We start from the raw sequence: 16,803 nt of genomic DNA, 5'->3' as shown, positions 1-16,803 counted from the left end.
CCGCAGGAGGGGGACGTGGCATGAGGGACAGTCACCGGGCGCAGGCCGAAGGTCTGTTGGTCCGGGCCGTGGAGGAGGAGATACGCCGGTCGGGGGGCCGCGGCGACGGCACGTCGCTGCTGGCGCGGGCGCGCGGCTCCCTGGACGGCATGGCGGCGGCAGCGTCCGAGGAGTACGACGCCTACGTACGGGCGCTGGAGGAGTCGGAGGCCGGGCAGCTCACGTTCTCGCAGCGCTGGGCGCGGGACGGCGGCGGGGCTCCGCTGCTGATGGCGGCCGTGGCGGCGGGCGCCGCGGTGGTGGCCGACCTGGCACTCGGCACCGGGACCGGCACCGCGCTGGGCGCGGGCGCGACGGTCGGGGTGGTGGGGGCCGCGGCGACCGTGGTGAAGGTGGCCGGGACGCATCTGCCGGCAGCGCACCGGCGGGCGGGCGCCGCCGCACAGCCCGGCGGACCGGAGGCGCTGCGCCTGCAGTGGCTGACCGCGCTGGAGGTGCGCGGGATCAGGCCCTTCCTGGACCAGCAGCGGATGCTGGCGGCGCAGACGGGCGTGAAGAAGGCGGCGCCGAAGCTGATGGGCCAGGACAAGAGCGGGGCGGCCCGCGTCCGCCGGGTGCTGGAGCAGTCCTTCGGGCACCTGCCCGAGCCGTCGGAGCCGTTCGCCGGGCGGCGCGAGGAACTGGCCCGCATCCGGCAGTGGGTGCAGGCCGCCCGCGCCCACACCAGCACCCGGCCCACGGTGGTCGTGCTGTACGGGGCGTCCGGCAGCGGCCGTTCGACGCTGGCGATACGGGCGGCGCACGATCTGCGGGACCAGTTCCGCGGGGCCTGCCTGGTCGATCTGCGCGGCGACAGCGCGGAGGAGCCGCCGCTGCCGACCCGCGACGCGCTGCTGCACCTGCTGAACCGGCTGGGCGCGCCGCGCGAGCAGTTGCTGTTCCGGGAGCGTTCGTCGGCGGACCAGCAGCTCAAGCGGCTGAGCGAGCTGTACCACCAGCATCTGACCGGGGTGCCCGTCACCGTCGTCCTCGACGACGCCTCCGACCCGGAGCAGGTGCGCGCGCTCGTCCCGGAGCGCTCCGACAGCCTGGTGCTGGTGACCGCGCGCGAGCCGCTGGAGCTGCCGGCCGATGTGCCTGCCTGGGTGCATCAGCTGCCGGTGGAACCGCTGGCGGCGGACGGCGTGGCGGAGCTGCTGGGCACGCCCGACGGGCCGTACGACGCGGAGGCGGCCGAGCGGATCAGGTCGCTGTGCGGCGGGCTGCCGCTCGCGCTGCGGATCGCCGGGTCCTCGCTGGGGGCACGGTCGGCCGAGACACTGGCCGCCGACCTCGGGGCGTACGGCCCCGTCGAGCCGGTCCAGCGGGCACTGTGGCTGCGCTACACCGACCAGTCGGACACCGCCCGGACCCTGCTGCGGCGGCTCGCCCTGGCGGGACGCACCTCGCTGGGCGCGGCGGCCGCCGCCTCCCTGCTCGCGACCGACGAGGCGGAGGCCACCCGGCACCTGGTCGCGCTGTCCCGGGCGGGCCTGCTCGACCACGTCCGCGGCAGCCGCTACCGGCTGCACGACGTCGTACGGGCCTTCGCGCACGCCCGGCTGCTGGACGAGGAGGACCCGGCCGAGCGGACGGCGGCGCAGGAACGGCTGATCGTCAACTACGCCGACCTCGCCGACTCGGTGCTGCGCCTGGTCGACGGCAACATGTCGACGCGCTCGGACCGCTTCGGCCCGCACGGCTTCACCTCGCTGGACGAGGCCCTGCGCTGGCTGGACGACGAGTCGAGCTTCATCACCGCCACGCTCCGGCACGCCGAGGGCGTGAACCAGGCGGCCGTCCTGAATCTCCTCGGCGCCCTGTGCGACTACTGCCTGCTGCGCGGCGACCTGTACCGGCTGGGCGAGATCAACGAACTGGCGCAGGCCGTGGACCAGGGCCTGCTGATCCGTTCCGTGCAGTGGCGCACCGGTATCGCGGCCCGGCAGCTGGGCGAGCTGGACCGGGCGCGCACCACGCTGACCTCGGTCGTCGACCTGTACCGCGAGGCGCATCACGAGGCGGGCGCGGCGCGGGCCCTGTGCTCGCTGGGGATCACCCTGCACCACCAGGGGGCTCTGACCGAGGCGGCGGCGAAGCTGCGGGAGGCGCTGGATCTCCAGGCCGCGCCGCAGCTGGCCACGGACCGGGCCTGGACGATGCACGCGCTGGCGGCGGTCGAGCGCGACCGCGCGCACCTCGCCGAGGCCCTGGACCTGCTGAACCGCTCGCTGGAACTGCACCGCGCGGGCGAGTCCGTGCACGGTGAGGCCTGGGCGCACTACCAGCTCGGCCAGCTGCGGCTGCGGCTCGGCGACGTCCCGCACGCGGAGTCGGAGCTGCGCAGCGCCCTGGAGCTGTACGGCAGGACGCGGGACGCCCGGGGCGAGGCCTGGGCGCTGACCCAGCTCGCGCGGGCCCGGCTGGTGGCGGGCGACGCCGCGCCGGCCGCCGAGGCGCTGCGGCAGGCGGAGGCCCGGCACCGGGAGAACGAGGACGCCCGCGGTGAGGCCTGGACCCTGTACTACCTGGGCCAGGCGCTGGAGGAGTCCGGCGACCTGGACCGCGCGGTACGGTCCCTGGAACGCTCACGCACCATGTTCTCCCGTATGCGCGACGTCTACGGCCTCGCCTGCGCCCGGCACCACTCGGCCCGGGTGACCCGCGACCAGCGCGCCGCGCAGACCGGCTCGCTGCGCAACTCCGGCTTCGCCCGTCAGCTCCTGGTGGACGCCCGCGCCGACTTCCAGCGGATCGGTGTCGCCCACGGCGAGGCATGGACCTGTCTGGAGCTGGCCGTCGTGGACGCCGGGAACGCGCGCACCGCCCAGGCGCTCGCCCTGTGCGACGAGGCCGTCGGCCTCTTCGCCGGCTACGGCGACCGCCGCGGCGAGGACTGGGCCCGTTTCCTGCGCTGCACCCTCCTGCCCTACGCGGCTCCCGGCGGCCTGGAGGTCGGCACCGCCGTCGCCCAGGAGGAGCTCATCCAGCTGTCCCGTGGCGGCCACCCCCTGCGCGACGAGAAACTGGAGGACTTCCTCGAGGCCTTCCACCTCCTGCTGGAACGCGGAGTGACCCTGGAGGCGGGCTGGCAGGCCTGGCGCCTCCGAATGCTCCCGAACCGCCACGCCCGCGAGGTGATGGGAGTGACCACGGGCACGGCGCCCTAGGGGCGCGGGGAACTGCGCGAACACCCCACCGCCGGGTCAGCCGACCGACACACGCAGACCACCGCGCAGAACGCGACGTCCCGGGGAGGCAACGCCCTAGGGGCGCGGGGAACTGCGCGAACACCCCCACCGACGGCCAGCCGCCGGACGCACGCAGACCACCCCTCAGAACGCGACACCCCGGGGGCACACCGCCTCAGGGGCGCGGGGAACTGCGCGAACACCCCCACCGACGGTCAGCCGGGACCGGCCTCGTGAGGACGGTCCCCCGGTGAGCCGGCCCGGCGCCGGGCAGCCCTACGCACCCCGGGGCGGGTGACACGAGGTCGCCCACCCGGGGTCGCCGGGCCGCGAGGGCAGCAGAGGCCAGGAGTCAGCCCTTGCAGGAGCCGGCGGTCAGCCCTTCGCGGGCGAGCCCCCACCCGCCCCCGAGGAGGCAGGCACCTCCGCCTCCGATTCGGGGGTCTCCTTGAAGTCGACCTTGCCCATATGGCGGTTCATCGACTTCATCAGGCCCCACACGGCCAGGGCCATCACCGCGAAGACGATGAAGCCGAGGACGCCAGGGGTCACCTTGTCCTTGTCGAGTTCCTTGGCGAGGGGGACGAGGTGGGTCAGTGCCAGGCTTGCGGTCATGTCAGGCATTGTCGCGGATGCCCGCGAAGAGGTCGTCCTCGGGGAGGGAGGTGTCCACCAGCGACTTGGCGAGCTCGTACTCCTCCGTCGGCCAGACCTCCTTCTGGATCTCCATCGGGACCTTGAACCAGCCGCCGTCGGGATCGATCTGCGTGGCGTGCGCGATCAGCGCCTTGTCCCGGATCTCGTAGAACTCCGCACACGGAACATGCGTGGTCAGAGTGCGCTCGGCACGCTGGAACTCGTCCCAGCGCTTGAGCCACTCCCCGTACGGCGACTCCAGCCCGCGGTCCAGCATCGCGTGGTGCAGCGCCTCCGTGCGCGGCCGGTTGAAGCCCTGGTTGTAGTAGAGCTTGAGCGGCTGGTAGACCGGCCCGAACTCCGACTCCGGGAACTTCTCGCCGTCCGCGGCCCCCTCGAACGCCACCATCGAGATCTTGTGGGTCATGATGTGGTCGGGGTGCGGGTATCCGCCGTTCTCGTCATAGGTGGTGATCACCTGCGGACGGAAGGAACGGATCTGCTTCACCAGCTCCCCGGCCGCCTTGTCCACGTCCTCCAGGGCGAAACAGCCGTCGGGCAGCGGCGGCAGCGGGTCCCCCTCGGGCAGACCCGAGTCGACGAATCCGAGCCACTCCTGCTGGACGCCGAGAATCTCGCGGGCCTCGTCCATCTCCTTCTTGCGTACCTCGTGGATGTGCTCCTCGATGTACTTGTCGCCCTGAAGCTTCGGATTGAGGATGGACCCGCGCTCCCCGCCCGTGCAGGTCACGACCAGCACGTCCACCCCCTCGGACACGTACTTGGCCATGGTGGCGGCACCCTTGCTGGACTCGTCGTCAGGGTGGGCATGGACGGCCATCAGTCGCAGCTGGTCAGTCAAGACACAATCCTCAAGTCGAAGTCGGCGCCCTCGGTGCGTCGGCGCGATCGGCGGCTTCTATAGTGACCGAATCGGGGGGCGAATAATTCCGGCTCCGGGCCCCGGAACCCCTTTCGGGACATTCGTCCCGCACTGCCGAAAGGACGATCATGAGCACGGCGAGTACGCGAGTGCCCGAGGGCCGCTACGGCCGCTCCTCGGACGAGCGCACCGACCGCAGGCTCAAGGTCGTCGGCATCACGCTGGGTGCCGCTCTGCTCGCCGTGGTGGGCTGGTTCGGTTATCACCATGTGGCGGGGGCCGGCATCAGCGCCGAGGTGATCAGCTTCAAGGCGGACGACGAGCGGGTCCAGGTGCATCTGGAGGTGCGCAAGGACTCCGGCGCCACCGGGTACTGCACGGTCCGCTCCCAGGCCGCGGACGGCGCCGAGGTCGGCCGGGCCGACTTCCGCTTCGACGGCTCGGAGACCCGGATCGACGAGGTCGTCACGCTCCGTACGACGTCCCGGGGCACAACCGCCGAGCTGGTCGGCTGCCACGAGGACTGACGTCAACCGGCCACCGGCGCCCTGCGAAGGAATACGCGACGCTGACCTGCGTTGACGGGATTTTAGTGACTTATGTCCTCCCCCTTCCGCCCCTGAATTGTTAGGCTCGTGGTTTCGCCCACTCGTGAAGGAACATTCTTCTGGGTAGGGCGATGCTTTGTATTCCCAGTACCGACGAGGAGCACCTGTGACCCAGACCAGCGAGAACGTCACCTGGCTGACCCAGGAGGCGTACAACAAGCTCAAGGACGAGCTTGCGCAGCTTACTGGTCCTGCGCGCACGGAGATCGCCGCCAAGATCGCGGCTGCGCGCGAGGAGGGCGACCTGCGCGAGAACGGCGGGTACCACGCGGCCAAGGAAGAGCAGGGCAAGCAGGAGCTCCGTGTGCGCCAGCTGACCCAGCTCCTGGAGAACGCCCAGGTGGGCGAGGCTCCTACCTCGGCGGACGGCACCGTGGCTCCCGGCATGGTCGTGACGATCGCCTTCGACGGTGACGAGGACGACACGATGACCTTCCTGCTCGCCTCCCGCGAATACGCGAGCACCGACATCGAGACCTACTCCCCGCAGTCGCCTCTCGGCTCCGGCGTGATCGGTCACAAGGTCGGCGAGGACGCGGAGTACGAGCTGCCCAACGGCAAGAAGGCCTCCGTGCGGATCCTCAAGGCCGAGCCGTACCAGAACTGACCCACCACTGCCCTTTCCGGCGGCCCCCGGTGTCCATCGAGACACCGGGGGCTTCGTCGTACCGGGCGTGGCCCGGGAGAAGGCGAGGTCAGGCGGAGGCCGAGCGGTACTTGCGGACCGCCAGGGTGCGGAACAGGACGATGATCAGCACCGAGTAGATCAGCGAGGCCCACACCGGGTGCTCCATCGGCCACGCGGTCGAGTCGGACACCCCGGGGTTGCCGAACAGCACCCGGCAGGCCTGGACCGTGGCACTGAACGGGTTCCAGTCGGCCACGTGCTGGAGCCAGGGCGTCATCTGGCTGGAGTCCACGAACGCGTTCGAGATGAACGTGACCGGGAAGAGCCAGATCAGACCGCCGGAGGTGGCCGCCTCGGGGGTGCGCACGGACAGGCCGATCAGCGCGCCGACCCAGGTGAACGCGTACCCGAGCAGGAGCAGCAGACCGAAGGCGCCGAGCACCTCACCGAAGCTGGTGTGGGTCCGCCAGCCGACCAGCAGGGCGACGATCGCCAGGACGAACAGGGTGAGCGCCGTCTGCACCAGGTCGGCGAGGGTCCGGCCGGTCAGCACCGCGCCACGCGCCATGGGCAGCGAGCGGAAGCGGTCTATCAGGCCCTTGTGCATGTCGTCGGCGATGCCCGCGCCGGCACCGGCGGTGGAGAAGGTGACGGTCTGGGCGAAGATGCCGGCCATCAGGAACTCGCGGTACACGGAGGGTTCCGTGGTGCCGCCGATGTTCATCGAGCCGCCGAAGACATAGCTGAACAGCACCACGAACATGACGGGCTGGATCAGCCCGAAGATGATCATCTCCGGAATGCGCGTCATGCGGATGAGATTGCGCTTGGCGACGACGAGCGAGTCCCGGATCGACTGGACCACCGGGTTGTGGCTCGCCGCGGCGGGTACGGCGTCGGTGACGGCGCTCACTGGCCGCCCTCCTTTCTGCGGGTGCGGGAGCGGGCGTCGGCGGGGGCGCCCTCGCCGTCCTCGTCGTTGCCGGGCTTGGTCTCGGCCGTGTGGCCGGTGAGCGAGAGGAACACGTCGTCGAGGGTGGGGCGGCGCAGGCCGATGTCGTCGAGCTCGATGCCGCGCGCGTCCAGCTCGCGGATGACCTCGGCGAGCAGCTTGGCGCCGCCGGTGACGGGCACCGTGAGCTGGCGGGTGTGCTCCTCGATGTTGGTGTCGCCCTTGCCGAAGCCGGCGAGCACCTCGGAGGCGGCCTGTATGTCCTCGCGGTTGTGCACGACGAGCTCGACGCGCTCGCCGCCGGTGCGGGCCTTGAGCTCGTCGGAGGTGCCGCGGGCGATGACCCGGCCGTGGTCGACGACCGCGATGTCGTGCGCGAGGTGGTCGGCCTCCTCCAGATACTGCGTGGTCAGCAGCAGGGTGGTGCCGCCGGAGACGAGGTCCTTGATGACCCCCCACAGCTGCTGGCGGTTGCGCGGGTCGAGGCCGGTCGTCGGCTCGTCCATGAACATCACGGGCGGAGACACCACGAGCGCCGCCGCCAGGTCGAGCCGGCGCCGCATGCCGCCGGAGTAGGTCTTGGCGGTGCGGTCGGCGGCCTCGGCGAGGTTGAACTGATGGAGCAGCTCCTCGGCCCGGGCCTTCGCGGCCTTGGCCTTCATCTGGTAGAGCTGGCCGACCATCTGCAGGTTCTCGCGGCCGGTGAGCAGCTCGTCGACCGCCGCGAACTGGCCGGACAGGCCGATGGAGCGACGGACCTCGTTGGGATGCTTGAGCACGTCGAGGCCGGCGACGACCGCCCGGCCGCTGTCGGGGCGCAGCAGTGTCGTGAGACAGCGGACCGTCGTGGTCTTGCCCGCGCCGTTGGGCCCGAGCAGGCCGAGGACAGTGCCCTCGGGGACATCGAGGTCGACGCCGTCCAGTGCCCGTACGTCGCCGAAGGTCTTCACCAGACCTTCGGCATGAATGGCGCCTGGCATATGAGTCTCCACGTCGTTGAGGATTCTTCGGAAAGCCTAGGTTTCTGCTTTTCGCCCTGCGCGGGATTTTCCGAGCTTGTCGGAGTGTGGGAGCGCGGCCACCACCACACCGTATCGCGATGTATCGCGTTGCTCAATGCTCTTACTTCGAACGAGTGACCCCGGGGCCACCACCTCGGACGACGCCCGCGAACACCCCCGCCAACACCCCCACCCACGCCCGTGAACGCCCGGCCGCCGAGCCGTGAACAGCGCGGCAGACCGGCGGCTGAGCGGAGTCGCCGGGTCCGCGGCATCCACCCGTCGGCGGACCGCAGGTCACCGGCCATGACCATGTCAGCGACACGTCAGACCCCTCGGCCGCATGTCAGCCGCCGACCGGTCTGTCCTGCGCCGCCTCAGAGCTCGGTGCGGGACCGAGCCGGCCGCCGGGCAGGACCGAGTCGACGGTCAAGACGGCACGGAGCCAGCCACCCGGTCTCCCGTCGCACACCGCACGCGGCCGCGCCGACGCGCGCGACCTCAGTCGATGACCGTGTAACCGGCCTCGCGCAGCGCCCTGCCGACCTCCGCGCAGTGGGCGGGCCCCTTCGTCTCCAGGTGCAGATCCACCTCCGCCTCCGTGAGCCCGAGCCGGGGATCGGTCCGTACATGGCCCACGTCGAGCACGTTAGCGTCGGCCACTGACAACACCCCCAGCAGCGTCGCGAGCGCCCCCGGCCGGTCGGTCAGCCGCAGCCGGACCGCCAGGTAGCGACCCTGCGCGGCCATGCCGTGCCGCAGCACCCGCTGGAGCAGCACCGGGTCGACGTTGCCGCCGGAGAGCACCGCGACCACCGGGCCCTCGAAGGCGTCCGGATCGCCGAGCAGCGCGGCGACCGGGCTGGCTCCGGCCGGCTCCACGACCAGCTTGGCCCGCTCCAGGCACAGCAGCAGCGCGGTCGCCAGCTCGTCCTCGGTGACCGTGCGCACCTCGTCGACGTACTCGCCGACCAGGGCGAACGGCACGTCGCCGGGCCGTCCCACCCTGATTCCGTCGGCCATCGTCACCGGGTTCGGCAGCGCGACGGGCCGCCCGGCCGCCAGCGAGGGCGGGTACGCGGCCGCGCCCTCCGCCTGCACACCGACGATCCGTACGTCGGGCCGGAGCGACTTCACCGCGACCCCGATGCCCGCGGCGAGACCGCCGCCGCCGACACCGACGACGATCGTGCGCACCTCGGGGCACTGCTCCAGGATCTCCAGGCCCACGGTGCCCTGGCCGGTGATGATGTCGGGATGGTCGAAGGGGTGGATGAGGACCGCGCCCGTCTCCCGCGCGTACTCCTCCGCCGCCGCGAGCGACTCGTCGACGACCTGGCCGTGCAGCCGCACCTCGGCGCCGTACTCGCGGGTGGCGCTGATCTTGGGCAGGGGCGCGCCGTTGGGCATGAACACGGTGGCCCGTACGCCCAGCAGGGAGGACGCCAGCGCGACGCCCTGCGCGTGGTTGCCCGCGCTCGCCGCCACCACACCCGCGGCCCGCTCCTCGGGCAGCAGTCCGGCGATCCGGACGTAGGCGCCGCGCAGCTTGAACGAGCCTGTCCGCTGGAGGTTCTCGCACTTGAGGTGGACGGGTGCCCCCACCAGCTGGCTGAGATGCCGGCTGCCCTCCATCGCGGTCTCCCGCGCCACCCCCGCGAGCATCTTCCGCGCGCCGCGCACGTCGTCCAGGGTGACCGGCGGCAGAGGATCGGCCTTGAGGTGGTTCATGGCCCAAGTCTCGCAGTTCACACGCGTCGATCACGGGTGTGACCAACCTCCGAGACCGGATTGCGCAGGCCCGGTACGGCCCGTCCCCCATCCGCGTACTCTGTCCCCCAACTCAGCCGCCCTTTCATGAAGTGAGCCTCCGGCCATGCCCACAACACCTGACATGTCGATGGACATGACGACCGTCGGTGACACCGGCCTTCTCGACTCTCTGCAGCACGAGGTGGCGGTGTTCGCCCGCCGTGCCGAACAGACCCGCCTCGGCGGGGTCGGGCAGCTGCGCAACTCCATGGATCGTGCCGCGTACCTGCTGCTCAACCGGCTCGACAAGGAGGGCCCGATGGGTGTCAAGGCGCTCGCCGCGAGCATGGGGATCGACTCCTCCACGGTCACCCGGCAGGTGGCTCCGCTCGTCGACACCGGGCTCGTCAAGCGCACCTCGCACCCCGACGACGGCCGTGCCGTGGTGCTCCAGCTGTCCCCGCGCGGGCTGTCGCGGCTGGCCGAAGTGCGCTCCTCACGCCGTCAGTTGATGGACGAGTTGACCCACGACTGGGCACCCCAGGAGCGCGAGGCGTTCTGTGCGCTCCTCACGCGCTTCAATGACGCCCTGTCCGCCCGGATGTCTCCGGCCGGGGTCCCGGGCCAGGACCCGGCGACGACCGGCTGACCCTCCTGTCACGACGACGACCGCGCCCGCGCGCGAGGACTGCCTGCACGCCGACCGCAGGGAGCAGTTCGCCTGCGGGTCCAGTCTCCTCCCGCCCGTCCGGGGACTCCTGTCCCGTCCGTCCGGGAGCTCCGCGGGCCGCTCCCGCGAGGGCCGCGGCGGCCGGGCTGCTGCGCGGCCCTTGACCGAAAGGGCACCCCTGGCCTCATATGAGACCGGGTCCTCATAGGGGACCGGGTCCTCGTCGCACGCGGGTCCGCCTCAGGGCGGCCGGACGCGGCCGGGGGCCGGATTCTTCAGGGTCGCCCTCAGGGGGAGGCGCGGTGCGAGAACGGCAGGCGGCGCAGAGCGCCGGGCGTGACCGGGAGTTCGAGGCGTTCGTCGCGGGCGCCGCGGGGCGGCTGCTGCACACCGCCACGCTGCTGACGGCGGAGACCCCGGCCGACAACCCGCGCGCGCGGCGCCTGCTCACGCTCGCCCTCGCGCACACCTACGCGTGCTGGAACCGGCTGCGCGGTGAGGATCCGTACGACCGCACCCGCCAGTATCTGGCCACCCACTTCGCCCGCACCGCCTGGCACCGGTACGGCGGCCTCGGCCGGGCCCGTCCGCAGCCCGGCAGCGTCCTGGCCGCGCTCGCCCCGCAGGAGCGGCTGATCCTCGTCCTGCGGTTGTACGAGGGGGTCGCCGAGGAGCAGGCCGCCGCGCTGCTGGGCATGCCCGTGGAACGTGTACGGGCCATCTGCGACCGCGCCACCGCGATCGTGCTGCACCCGCCCCGGGGCCCGGCCCCGGCCGTCACGGGCACGAGCGCGAAGGCGGTGGCGTCATGAGGAAGGGAGTCCTCAGGTGAACGGGCCGGACGGGGAGAGACCGGGATGAGCCGCGCCGACCGGGAGGCCGCGGCGCGGCGGATCATGGAGCGGACGCCGCCGCCGGTACCGCCGGAGCTGCACACCGACGCCGTACGCCAGGGCAGCCGGCTGCTGCGCCGGCAGACACTCGCGCGCCGCCTGCTGTGGCTGGCGCTGTGCGCGGCGGCGGTCGCCTTCGCGGTGTGGGCCGCGCTGGTCCAGCCGTGGGTGGAGCCGCCGTCGGACACGACTCCACCCCTCACCGGCTGGTGACCGTCAGCCGAGCGCCTGCTGGAGGTCCTCCAGGAGGTCCTCCACGTTCTCGATGCCGACGGACAGGCGGACGAGGTCGCCGGGGACCTCGAGGGCCGAGCCGACCACGGAGGCGTGCGTCATCCGGCCCGGGTGCTCGATCAGCGACTCCACACCGCCCAGGGACTCGCCCAGGGTGAAGATCTTCGCGCGGTTGCAGACCTCGACGGCCGCCTCTTCGCCGCCCTGCACCTGGAAGGAGACCATGCCGCCGAAGGCCTTCATCTGCTTGGCCGCGACCTCGTGGCCGGGGTGCTCGGGCAGGCCCGGGTAGAGCACCTTCGTCACGCGCGCGTGCCGGGTGAGCATGTCGGCGATCTTGGTGGCGTTCTCGCTGTGCCGGTCCATGCGCACCGACAGCGTCTTGGCGCCGCGCAGCACCAGCCAGGAGTCGAAGGGACCGGCGACCGCGCCCATCGCGTTCTGGTGGTACGCCAGCTCCTCGCCGAGCGCCTCGTCGGCCACGACCAGGGCACCGCCGACCACGTCGGAGTGGCCGCCCATGTACTTGGTCAGGGAGTGCACCACCACGTCGGCGCCGAGCGACAGCGGCTGCTGGAGGTACGGCGTCGCGAAGGTGTTGTCGACGACCAGCTTCGCGCCGGCGTCGCGGGCGATCTGGGCGACGGCGGCGATGTCGGTGATGCCGAGGAGCGGGTTGGAGGGGGTCTCCACCCACACGGCCTTGGTCTTCGGGGTGATCGCGGCGCGCACGGCGGCCGGGTCGCCGGTGTCGGCGACCGACCACTCCACGCCCCAGCGGGCGACGACCTTGGCGAAGAGCCGGAACGTGCCGCCGTACGCGTCGTTCGGGATCACCACGTGGTCGCCCGGGCTGAGCAGCGTACGCAACAGGCAGTCCTCGGCCGCCAGTCCGGACGCGAACGCGAGGCCGCGGCGGCCGCCCTCCAGGGCGGCGAGGTTCTCCTCGAGCGCGGTCCTGGTCGGGTTGGCGCTGCGGCTGTACTCGTAGCCGCCGCGCAGGCCGCCCACCCCGTCCTGCTTGTAAGTGGACACCTGGTAGATCGGCGGAACGACCGCCCCGGTCAGGGGATCGGCCGTGTTGCCCGCGTGGATGGCGAGCGTCTCGAAGTGCTGACTGATGTGCCTGTCGCTCATGGGCACCGAGCGTAGTCCGCCTGAAGGCCTGCTGCCGGACGAGTGGGGGACACGGGCGGGGCGGGGGACGGCCGGGGGCGGCCGGACCCGTTGCTCCGGGGACGGTGATCACGTCGGCGCGGGAGCCCGATCGCGGCGAGGAGGGAGCAGGCGGCACGGTGGTCAGGGGCGGCGGCGGGCGGTCCCGGACGGTGGCGGGCGGGAGTTTTCCACAGGCCGGGGACCAGGTTGGCCAATTGTCGGTGCGGTCTGGTTCGCTGGAGACATGGAGATTCTCTGGGTCCTGATGGCCCTGCTCATGCTGAGTCTGGTGCTCGGTCCGTTCGTCATGCGCCGGCGCCGCGGCATCGAGCTGGTGTCCCCCGGGCACCCGGACGCCGCCGACCCCGCGCACTACGGATTCGTACGGCAGGAGGAGCTGGACGTCCGCATGCCCGGCCCCGATCAGGACCTGGTGGACGTGCTGGACCTGGTGCAGCGCACCCAGGACCACCGGGCGGCGGCGCAGCTGCTCGCGGGCACCGAGAAGGAGGGCGAGCGCCGCTGGCAGCGCGTGCAGGCCTTCGCCGGGGCGGCGGCCCTGGAGCTCCAGCAGCGGCCGGGCGGGGTCAGCGACACCCCCGGCGGCCAGTGGCTGCGGGTGTGGCGCGCGGAGCAGGCCAAGGACGCGGGCGGGGCGGCGGTGCACGCCGAGTTCCTGGTGCAGCAGGCGTGGCGTACGTCGACGCCCGGCACGGACGACTTCCGGATCATCATGGAGGAGGCGAGAGAGGCGTGCGCGCAGGCAGCGCTGCTCGCCCCCGGTGACCCCGTCCCCTACATCATCGAGCTGTCCGTGGCCCGCGGACTCGACTACCCGCAGCCGGAGTTCGAGCAGCTCTGGCTGAAGATCCTGGACCGCGCGCCGAACCACATGGGCGCGCACCTGGCCGCCCTGCACTACTGGTGCGAGAAGTGGCACGGCTCGCGCGCACAGGCCTACTCCTTCGCCGAGGCCGCCGCCGCGCGGGCGCCGCAGGGTTCACTGCTCGCGGCCATGCCGCTGTTCGCCGTCTTCGAGCACCTGCCCGAGGTCAACCTGGTCTCCGGCTTCTACCAGAGCGAGGTCGTCACCAAGGCGATGCACGGCGCCCTGCACGCGGTGCACACGGCCCGGGCCGACGATCCGATGCTCGCCCATGTCCGGCACATGCTGGTCTTCTTCCTGGTGCGCGCCGAGCGCTGGGCGGAGGCGATGAGCCAGCTGGTGCTGGTCGACGGTCATGTGGGGGCCCTGCCGTGGACCCTGTCCCCCGACCCGGCGGCGGAGTTCGCGGTCTACCGCGCGCTGGCGGTCGCCGGCTTCGAGGCGAACGGCGGGACTCCGGCGACGCTGCGGGGATGAGCGCCGGGAGAGTGCGCCGAGGGGTCGGCCGGGAGGAATTCCCGGCCGGCCCCGGGCGTTTACGGGTCACACCGGCGGCGCCGGTCAGGACGACCGCGGGACGCCGGCCGAGCGACACAGGGAGACGCGATGTTCTTCGGCAGAACCCCTCGGATGCCTACGCCAGGGCAGGCGCTCCCCGGCCGCGCGACGGCCGTCTTCGCGGTCCCGGACCGCCACGCCGTCCTGGGCAACCCGCTGCTCGGCCCCTACCCCGAGGGCCTGGAGGTCGCCGACTTCGGCCTCGGCTGTTTCTGGGGCGCCGAGCGGAAGTTCTGGCAGCTCCCGGCGGGCGTGTGGACGACCCTGGTCGGCTACCAGGGCGGCTACAGCGAGCACGCCACCTACGAGGAGGTCTGCTCCGGCCTGACCGGCCACACCGAGGTCGTCCGCGTGGTCCACGACCCTGCGCTGATCTCCTACGAGCGCCTCCTCAAGACCTTCTGGGAGTCCCACGACCCCACGCAGGGCTTCCGCCAGGGCAACGACGTGGGCACCCAGTACCGCTCCGCCGTCTACACCCACACCCCCGCCCAGGCCGCCGCGGCGGAGGCGTCCCGCACGGCGTACCAGAAGGTCCTCGGCGAATCCGGCTACGGCGAGATCACCACCGAGATCCTCCCCGCCGCGACCCACCCCTTCTACCCGGCCGAGGCGTACCACCAGCAGTACCTCCACAAGAACCCGGCCGGGTACTGCGGCCTGGGCGGGACGGGTGTCTCCTGCCCGATCGGGGTCGCGAAGGCCGAGGGCTGACCTCGGCCGTGGCATTCGGAACGGAAGCGCGGAGGGTTCGCGACGAGCGGCTCCCGCTCGTCCGACGGCACAGCGCGCTGAGGTGTGCCGTCGGGCAGTACTGCCCGCTGGGGTTCAACGCCACGTGGGCCTACCTGAGCGCGACCGCCGTCCCCGCTCCCGACCTGCGCGCGGACCCGGCGGCGCTGCTGCGCGCGCTGGACGTGCTGGAGGAGAGCCGGGCCGTCAGCATCGCGGAGACGGCCGCCTTCGCCGTCCGCCGGAGTGCGGAGAAGGCCGCCGGGCGACGTACTCCGTCGGCCTCCGACACGGCCGCCCTGCGCGGGCCCCGCTGGCCGAGTGCGGCGCCACCGTCCCGGCTGGGTCTGGTCGCCGCCGTGGCGGACCGTCACAAGGCCTTCCGTGGCCTTCGCCACCCCGACGAGACGCTCACCACCGACGGCGAGGGGCGCCGGATCACCGGTCTGCACGCGCGGCTCGACGCCGCGGCCCGCAGCTATCTCTCGGCGCTCGGTCACCTCCACCGCCCGGACGTGGAGGAACTCGCCGCCCTCGTCGACGGCATCACCGGCCACGTCCGGCCCGGCTACTCCCCCCTCAACGTGCACCTGCTGCCCTGGTTGAGGTTCGCCGGCCTGCTCGCCTACGCCGCCAGGACCACTGCCGCGGGCGGCGATGACGCCGGTCGGGCCCGCTGAGAGGCCGCGCGCACTACGCTCGGCCCATGATCTGTCGAGTGTGGCGGGGCTGGACGACCAAGGAGAACGCCGACGCGTACGAGCGCATCGTGCGCGGGGAGGTGATTCCCGGGATCGAGGAGCGGCGGATCCCCGGATTCCTCTCGATCGACCTGGTCCGGCGGGAGCGGGACGAGGACGTCGAGTTCATGACGCTGATGTGGTTCGAGGCCCTCTCGTCGATCCAGGCGTTCATGGGCGAGGACTACGAGGCGGCGCACGTACCGGCGGCCGCCCGGGCGGTCCTCTCGGACTTCGACGAGCGGTCGGCGCACTACGAGGTCCTGGACCGCCGCGACCAGTCGCCCTGAGCGGCCTGCCTCGGAGCGCCCCCGTCGTCGGTCACGGTGCAATATGCCTCCTTCACCCGCTGGTGCCGCGCTCCGCGCATGGGGCGGGTCAGTCCCCTCAAGGCCCGTGGAGAAACTTGCGCGAGCGTGCGAGGCCACTGCTGCGGCTGGGATCTGAGGGCCGACGTACCCTGCGTGGCCCCGGCCGCGTCACCCTCCGCTTCCGTACGGCCGCGTCAGTATCTCCAGCCTGTGGCCGTTCGGGTCGTCGAAGTACGTGCCGCGGCCGCCGTCGTTGTGGTTGATCTCGCCGGGGCGGGAGTGGGAGGGGTCGGCCCAGTAGGTCAGGCCGGCGTCGCGGACACGGCCGAAGATGGTGTCGAAGTCGGCTTCGGAGACCAGGAACGCGTAGTGCTGCGGGGTGATCTCGCCGGGGACCTCCATGAAGTCGAGGGTGACTCCGTTGGGGATCTCGACCGGGACGAAGGGGCCGTACCGCGGGCTCACTTCGAGGCCGAGGAGGTCGGCCAGGAAGCGGGCCGAGGCCTGCCTGTCGTGCGCGGCGACGATGGTGTGGTTGAGCTGGACGGTCATCGCGTGTGCCTCCCTGTCGCGTCTGGCCGGCCGATCCCCGTCGGCGTTCGCGGCGTCCGGACCGGGCCGGTTCGGCTGCTTCCACGCTAGGCAGCCGCCCCGCCCCGGCACCAGCGCCCGCGGGAGCATCCCGATGGGCCCAGGGGCCTACGTCCCGAGTACGACCACGGCCCTCCCCGGGCGTACGCCGAAGCCCCCGGGACGGGGACCCGGGGGCCTCGGCTCGCCAGTCGGCTCAGGCGGTACGGCGACAGCGGTACGGCAGCGCGCGGTGCGGGGCCCACTGCGCGCCCCCCACCACCCCCCCCCCCCCCCCCCGCCCCACGTCCCGCCTTGTCTCCCACGAAACAGTAGCGGACATCTCCTCCCCAGAAACGGG

At 72.2% G+C, this 16,803-nt stretch carries 17 protein-coding genes; 10 read left to right on the top strand and 7 right to left on the bottom strand.

Annotated elements, in window-relative coordinates; translation table 11 throughout:
• Nucleotides 1-20: 20 nt before the first annotated feature.
• Nucleotides 21-3,209, top strand: a complete 3,189-nt coding sequence (locus tag ACZ6SQ_RS10090) for an AAA family ATPase (RefSeq protein WP_469558841.1) — start codon at nt 21-23, stop codon at nt 3,207-3,209.
• 396 nt (nt 3,210-3,605) lie between these two features.
• On the opposite strand, the gene ACZ6SQ_RS10085 is transcribed toward ACZ6SQ_RS10090, so the two are convergent.
• Together ACZ6SQ_RS10085 and mca are read right to left on the bottom strand one after the other, a co-directional pair.
• The gene (locus ACZ6SQ_RS10085; RefSeq protein WP_469558838.1) at nt 3,606-3,854 is read right to left on the bottom strand and encodes a hypothetical protein; all 249 of its coding nucleotides are present in this window, start codon (nt 3,852-3,854) and stop codon (nt 3,606-3,608) included.
• On the bottom strand, nt 3,847-4,707 hold the full coding sequence (mca, locus tag ACZ6SQ_RS10080) for a mycothiol conjugate amidase Mca (protein ID WP_389321083.1): 861 nt from the start codon (nt 4,705-4,707) through the stop codon (nt 3,847-3,849). The genes ACZ6SQ_RS10085 and mca overlap by 8 nt, the downstream gene beginning before the upstream one ends.
• A gap of 170 nt (nt 4,708-4,877) precedes the next feature.
• Between mca and ACZ6SQ_RS10075 the strand changes: the two genes are divergently transcribed.
• The gene (locus ACZ6SQ_RS10075; RefSeq protein WP_386380704.1) at nt 4,878-5,276 is read left to right on the top strand and encodes a DUF4307 domain-containing protein; all 399 of its coding nucleotides are present in this window, start codon (nt 4,878-4,880) and stop codon (nt 5,274-5,276) included.
• A 187-nt stretch (nt 5,277-5,463) separates the two neighbouring features.
• Nucleotides 5,464-5,964, top strand: a complete 501-nt coding sequence (gene greA, locus ACZ6SQ_RS10070; protein WP_386380705.1) for a transcription elongation factor GreA — start codon at nt 5,464-5,466, stop codon at nt 5,962-5,964.
• 88 nt (nt 5,965-6,052) lie between these two features.
• On the opposite strand, the gene ACZ6SQ_RS10065 is transcribed toward greA, so the two are convergent.
• From ACZ6SQ_RS10065 to ilvA, 3 genes are all read right to left on the bottom strand, one after another.
• On the bottom strand, nt 6,053-6,898 hold the full coding sequence (locus ACZ6SQ_RS10065) for an ABC transporter permease (protein WP_386380706.1): 846 nt from the start codon (nt 6,896-6,898) through the stop codon (nt 6,053-6,055).
• Nucleotides 6,895-7,917: an ATP-binding cassette domain-containing protein gene (locus ACZ6SQ_RS10060; protein ID WP_469558833.1), complete on the bottom strand. Its 1,023-nt coding sequence runs from the start codon at nt 7,915-7,917 to the stop codon at nt 6,895-6,897. The genes ACZ6SQ_RS10065 and ACZ6SQ_RS10060 overlap by 4 nt, the downstream gene beginning before the upstream one ends.
• 522 nt (nt 7,918-8,439) lie before the next feature.
• The gene (gene ilvA, locus ACZ6SQ_RS10055) at nt 8,440-9,669 is read right to left on the bottom strand and encodes a threonine ammonia-lyase (protein ID WP_469558831.1); all 1,230 of its coding nucleotides are present in this window, start codon (nt 9,667-9,669) and stop codon (nt 8,440-8,442) included.
• Nucleotides 9,670-9,832: 163 nt separating this feature from the next.
• On the opposite strand from ilvA, the gene ACZ6SQ_RS10050 reads away from it, so the two are divergent.
• From ACZ6SQ_RS10050 to ACZ6SQ_RS10040, 3 genes are all read left to right on the top strand, one after another.
• Nucleotides 9,833-10,339, top strand: coding sequence for a MarR family winged helix-turn-helix transcriptional regulator (locus tag ACZ6SQ_RS10050; protein WP_386380739.1), 507 nt, complete (start codon nt 9,833-9,835; stop codon nt 10,337-10,339).
• Between the two features lie 323 nt (nt 10,340-10,662).
• A complete protein-coding gene (locus ACZ6SQ_RS10045; RefSeq protein ID WP_469558829.1) occupies nt 10,663-11,172 on the top strand; it encodes a sigma factor-like helix-turn-helix DNA-binding protein in 510 nt (169 codons plus the stop codon).
• 45 nt (nt 11,173-11,217) lie between these two features.
• On the top strand, nt 11,218-11,466 hold the full coding sequence (locus tag ACZ6SQ_RS10040; protein WP_386380710.1) for a hypothetical protein: 249 nt from the start codon (nt 11,218-11,220) through the stop codon (nt 11,464-11,466).
• A 3-nt stretch (nt 11,467-11,469) separates the two neighbouring features.
• Here the strand turns inward: ACZ6SQ_RS10040 and ACZ6SQ_RS10035 are convergent, their stop codons facing one another.
• Nucleotides 11,470-12,624: a cystathionine gamma-synthase gene (locus tag ACZ6SQ_RS10035; RefSeq protein ID WP_469558825.1), complete on the bottom strand. Its 1,155-nt coding sequence runs from the start codon at nt 12,622-12,624 to the stop codon at nt 11,470-11,472.
• A 265-nt stretch (nt 12,625-12,889) separates the two neighbouring features.
• Here ACZ6SQ_RS10035 and ACZ6SQ_RS10030 point away from each other — a divergent pair, with 265 nt between their 5' ends.
• The 4 genes from ACZ6SQ_RS10030 (at nt 12,890) to ACZ6SQ_RS10015 (ending at nt 15,851) form a co-directional block, all read left to right on the top strand.
• Entirely contained in the window at nt 12,890-14,008 is a 1,119-nt protein-coding gene (locus ACZ6SQ_RS10030; RefSeq protein ID WP_469558822.1) for a hypothetical protein, read from the top strand.
• Nucleotides 14,009-14,137: 129 nt separating this feature from the next.
• Nucleotides 14,138-14,803: a peptide-methionine (S)-S-oxide reductase MsrA gene (gene msrA / locus ACZ6SQ_RS10025; RefSeq protein WP_469558819.1), complete on the top strand. Its 666-nt coding sequence runs from the start codon at nt 14,138-14,140 to the stop codon at nt 14,801-14,803.
• Between the two features lie 8 nt (nt 14,804-14,811).
• Nucleotides 14,812-15,501 carry a hypothetical protein gene (locus ACZ6SQ_RS10020; RefSeq protein ID WP_469558815.1) on the top strand — a complete coding sequence of 230 codons (690 nt, stop codon included), beginning with the start codon at nt 14,812-14,814 and terminating at the stop codon, nt 15,499-15,501.
• 26 nt (nt 15,502-15,527) lie between these two features.
• Complete coding sequence (locus tag ACZ6SQ_RS10015) at nt 15,528-15,851, top strand: antibiotic biosynthesis monooxygenase (protein ID WP_469558813.1); 324 nt, start codon at nt 15,528-15,530, stop codon at nt 15,849-15,851.
• A 189-nt stretch (nt 15,852-16,040) separates the two neighbouring features.
• Here the strand turns inward: ACZ6SQ_RS10015 and ACZ6SQ_RS10010 are convergent, their stop codons facing one another.
• Entirely contained in the window at nt 16,041-16,424 is a 384-nt protein-coding gene (locus ACZ6SQ_RS10010; protein ID WP_469558811.1) for a VOC family protein, read from the bottom strand.
• Nucleotides 16,425-16,803 lie beyond the last annotated feature (379 nt).

The sequence above is a fragment of the Streptomyces sp. NPDC048600 genome, assembly GCF_055587025.1.
The sequence above is the reverse complement of the archived record's forward strand: the minus strand, read 5'-3'. Positions and strand labels throughout refer to the sequence as shown.

Excerpts from the sequence above, each read along its gene's own strand:
- ACZ6SQ_RS10090 (WP_469558841.1), top strand. The coding sequence starts at position 21 with ATGAGGGACAGTCACCGGGCGCAGGCCGAAGGTCTGTTGGTCCGGGCC.
- ACZ6SQ_RS10085 (WP_469558838.1), bottom strand. The coding sequence starts at position 3,854 with ATGCCTGACATGACCGCAAGCCTGGCACTGACCCACCTCGTCCCCCTC.
- mca (WP_389321083.1), bottom strand. The coding sequence starts at position 4,707 with ATGGCCGTCCATGCCCACCCTGACGACGAGTCCAGCAAGGGTGCCGCC.
- ACZ6SQ_RS10075 (WP_386380704.1), top strand. The coding sequence starts at position 4,878 with ATGAGCACGGCGAGTACGCGAGTGCCCGAGGGCCGCTACGGCCGCTCC.
- ACZ6SQ_RS10060 (WP_469558833.1), bottom strand. The coding sequence starts at position 7,917 with ATGCCAGGCGCCATTCATGCCGAAGGTCTGGTGAAGACCTTCGGCGAC.
- ilvA (WP_469558831.1), bottom strand. The coding sequence starts at position 9,669 with ATGAACCACCTCAAGGCCGATCCTCTGCCGCCGGTCACCCTGGACGAC.
- ACZ6SQ_RS10050 (WP_386380739.1), top strand. The coding sequence starts at position 9,833 with ATGTCGATGGACATGACGACCGTCGGTGACACCGGCCTTCTCGACTCT.
- ACZ6SQ_RS10040 (WP_386380710.1), top strand. The coding sequence starts at position 11,218 with ATGAGCCGCGCCGACCGGGAGGCCGCGGCGCGGCGGATCATGGAGCGG.
- ACZ6SQ_RS10035 (WP_469558825.1), bottom strand. The coding sequence starts at position 12,624 with ATGAGCGACAGGCACATCAGTCAGCACTTCGAGACGCTCGCCATCCAC.
- ACZ6SQ_RS10030 (WP_469558822.1), top strand. The coding sequence starts at position 12,890 with ATGGAGATTCTCTGGGTCCTGATGGCCCTGCTCATGCTGAGTCTGGTG.
- msrA (WP_469558819.1), top strand. The coding sequence starts at position 14,138 with ATGTTCTTCGGCAGAACCCCTCGGATGCCTACGCCAGGGCAGGCGCTC.
- ACZ6SQ_RS10015 (WP_469558813.1), top strand. The coding sequence starts at position 15,528 with ATGATCTGTCGAGTGTGGCGGGGCTGGACGACCAAGGAGAACGCCGAC.
- ACZ6SQ_RS10010 (WP_469558811.1), bottom strand. The coding sequence starts at position 16,424 with ATGACCGTCCAGCTCAACCACACCATCGTCGCCGCGCACGACAGGCAG.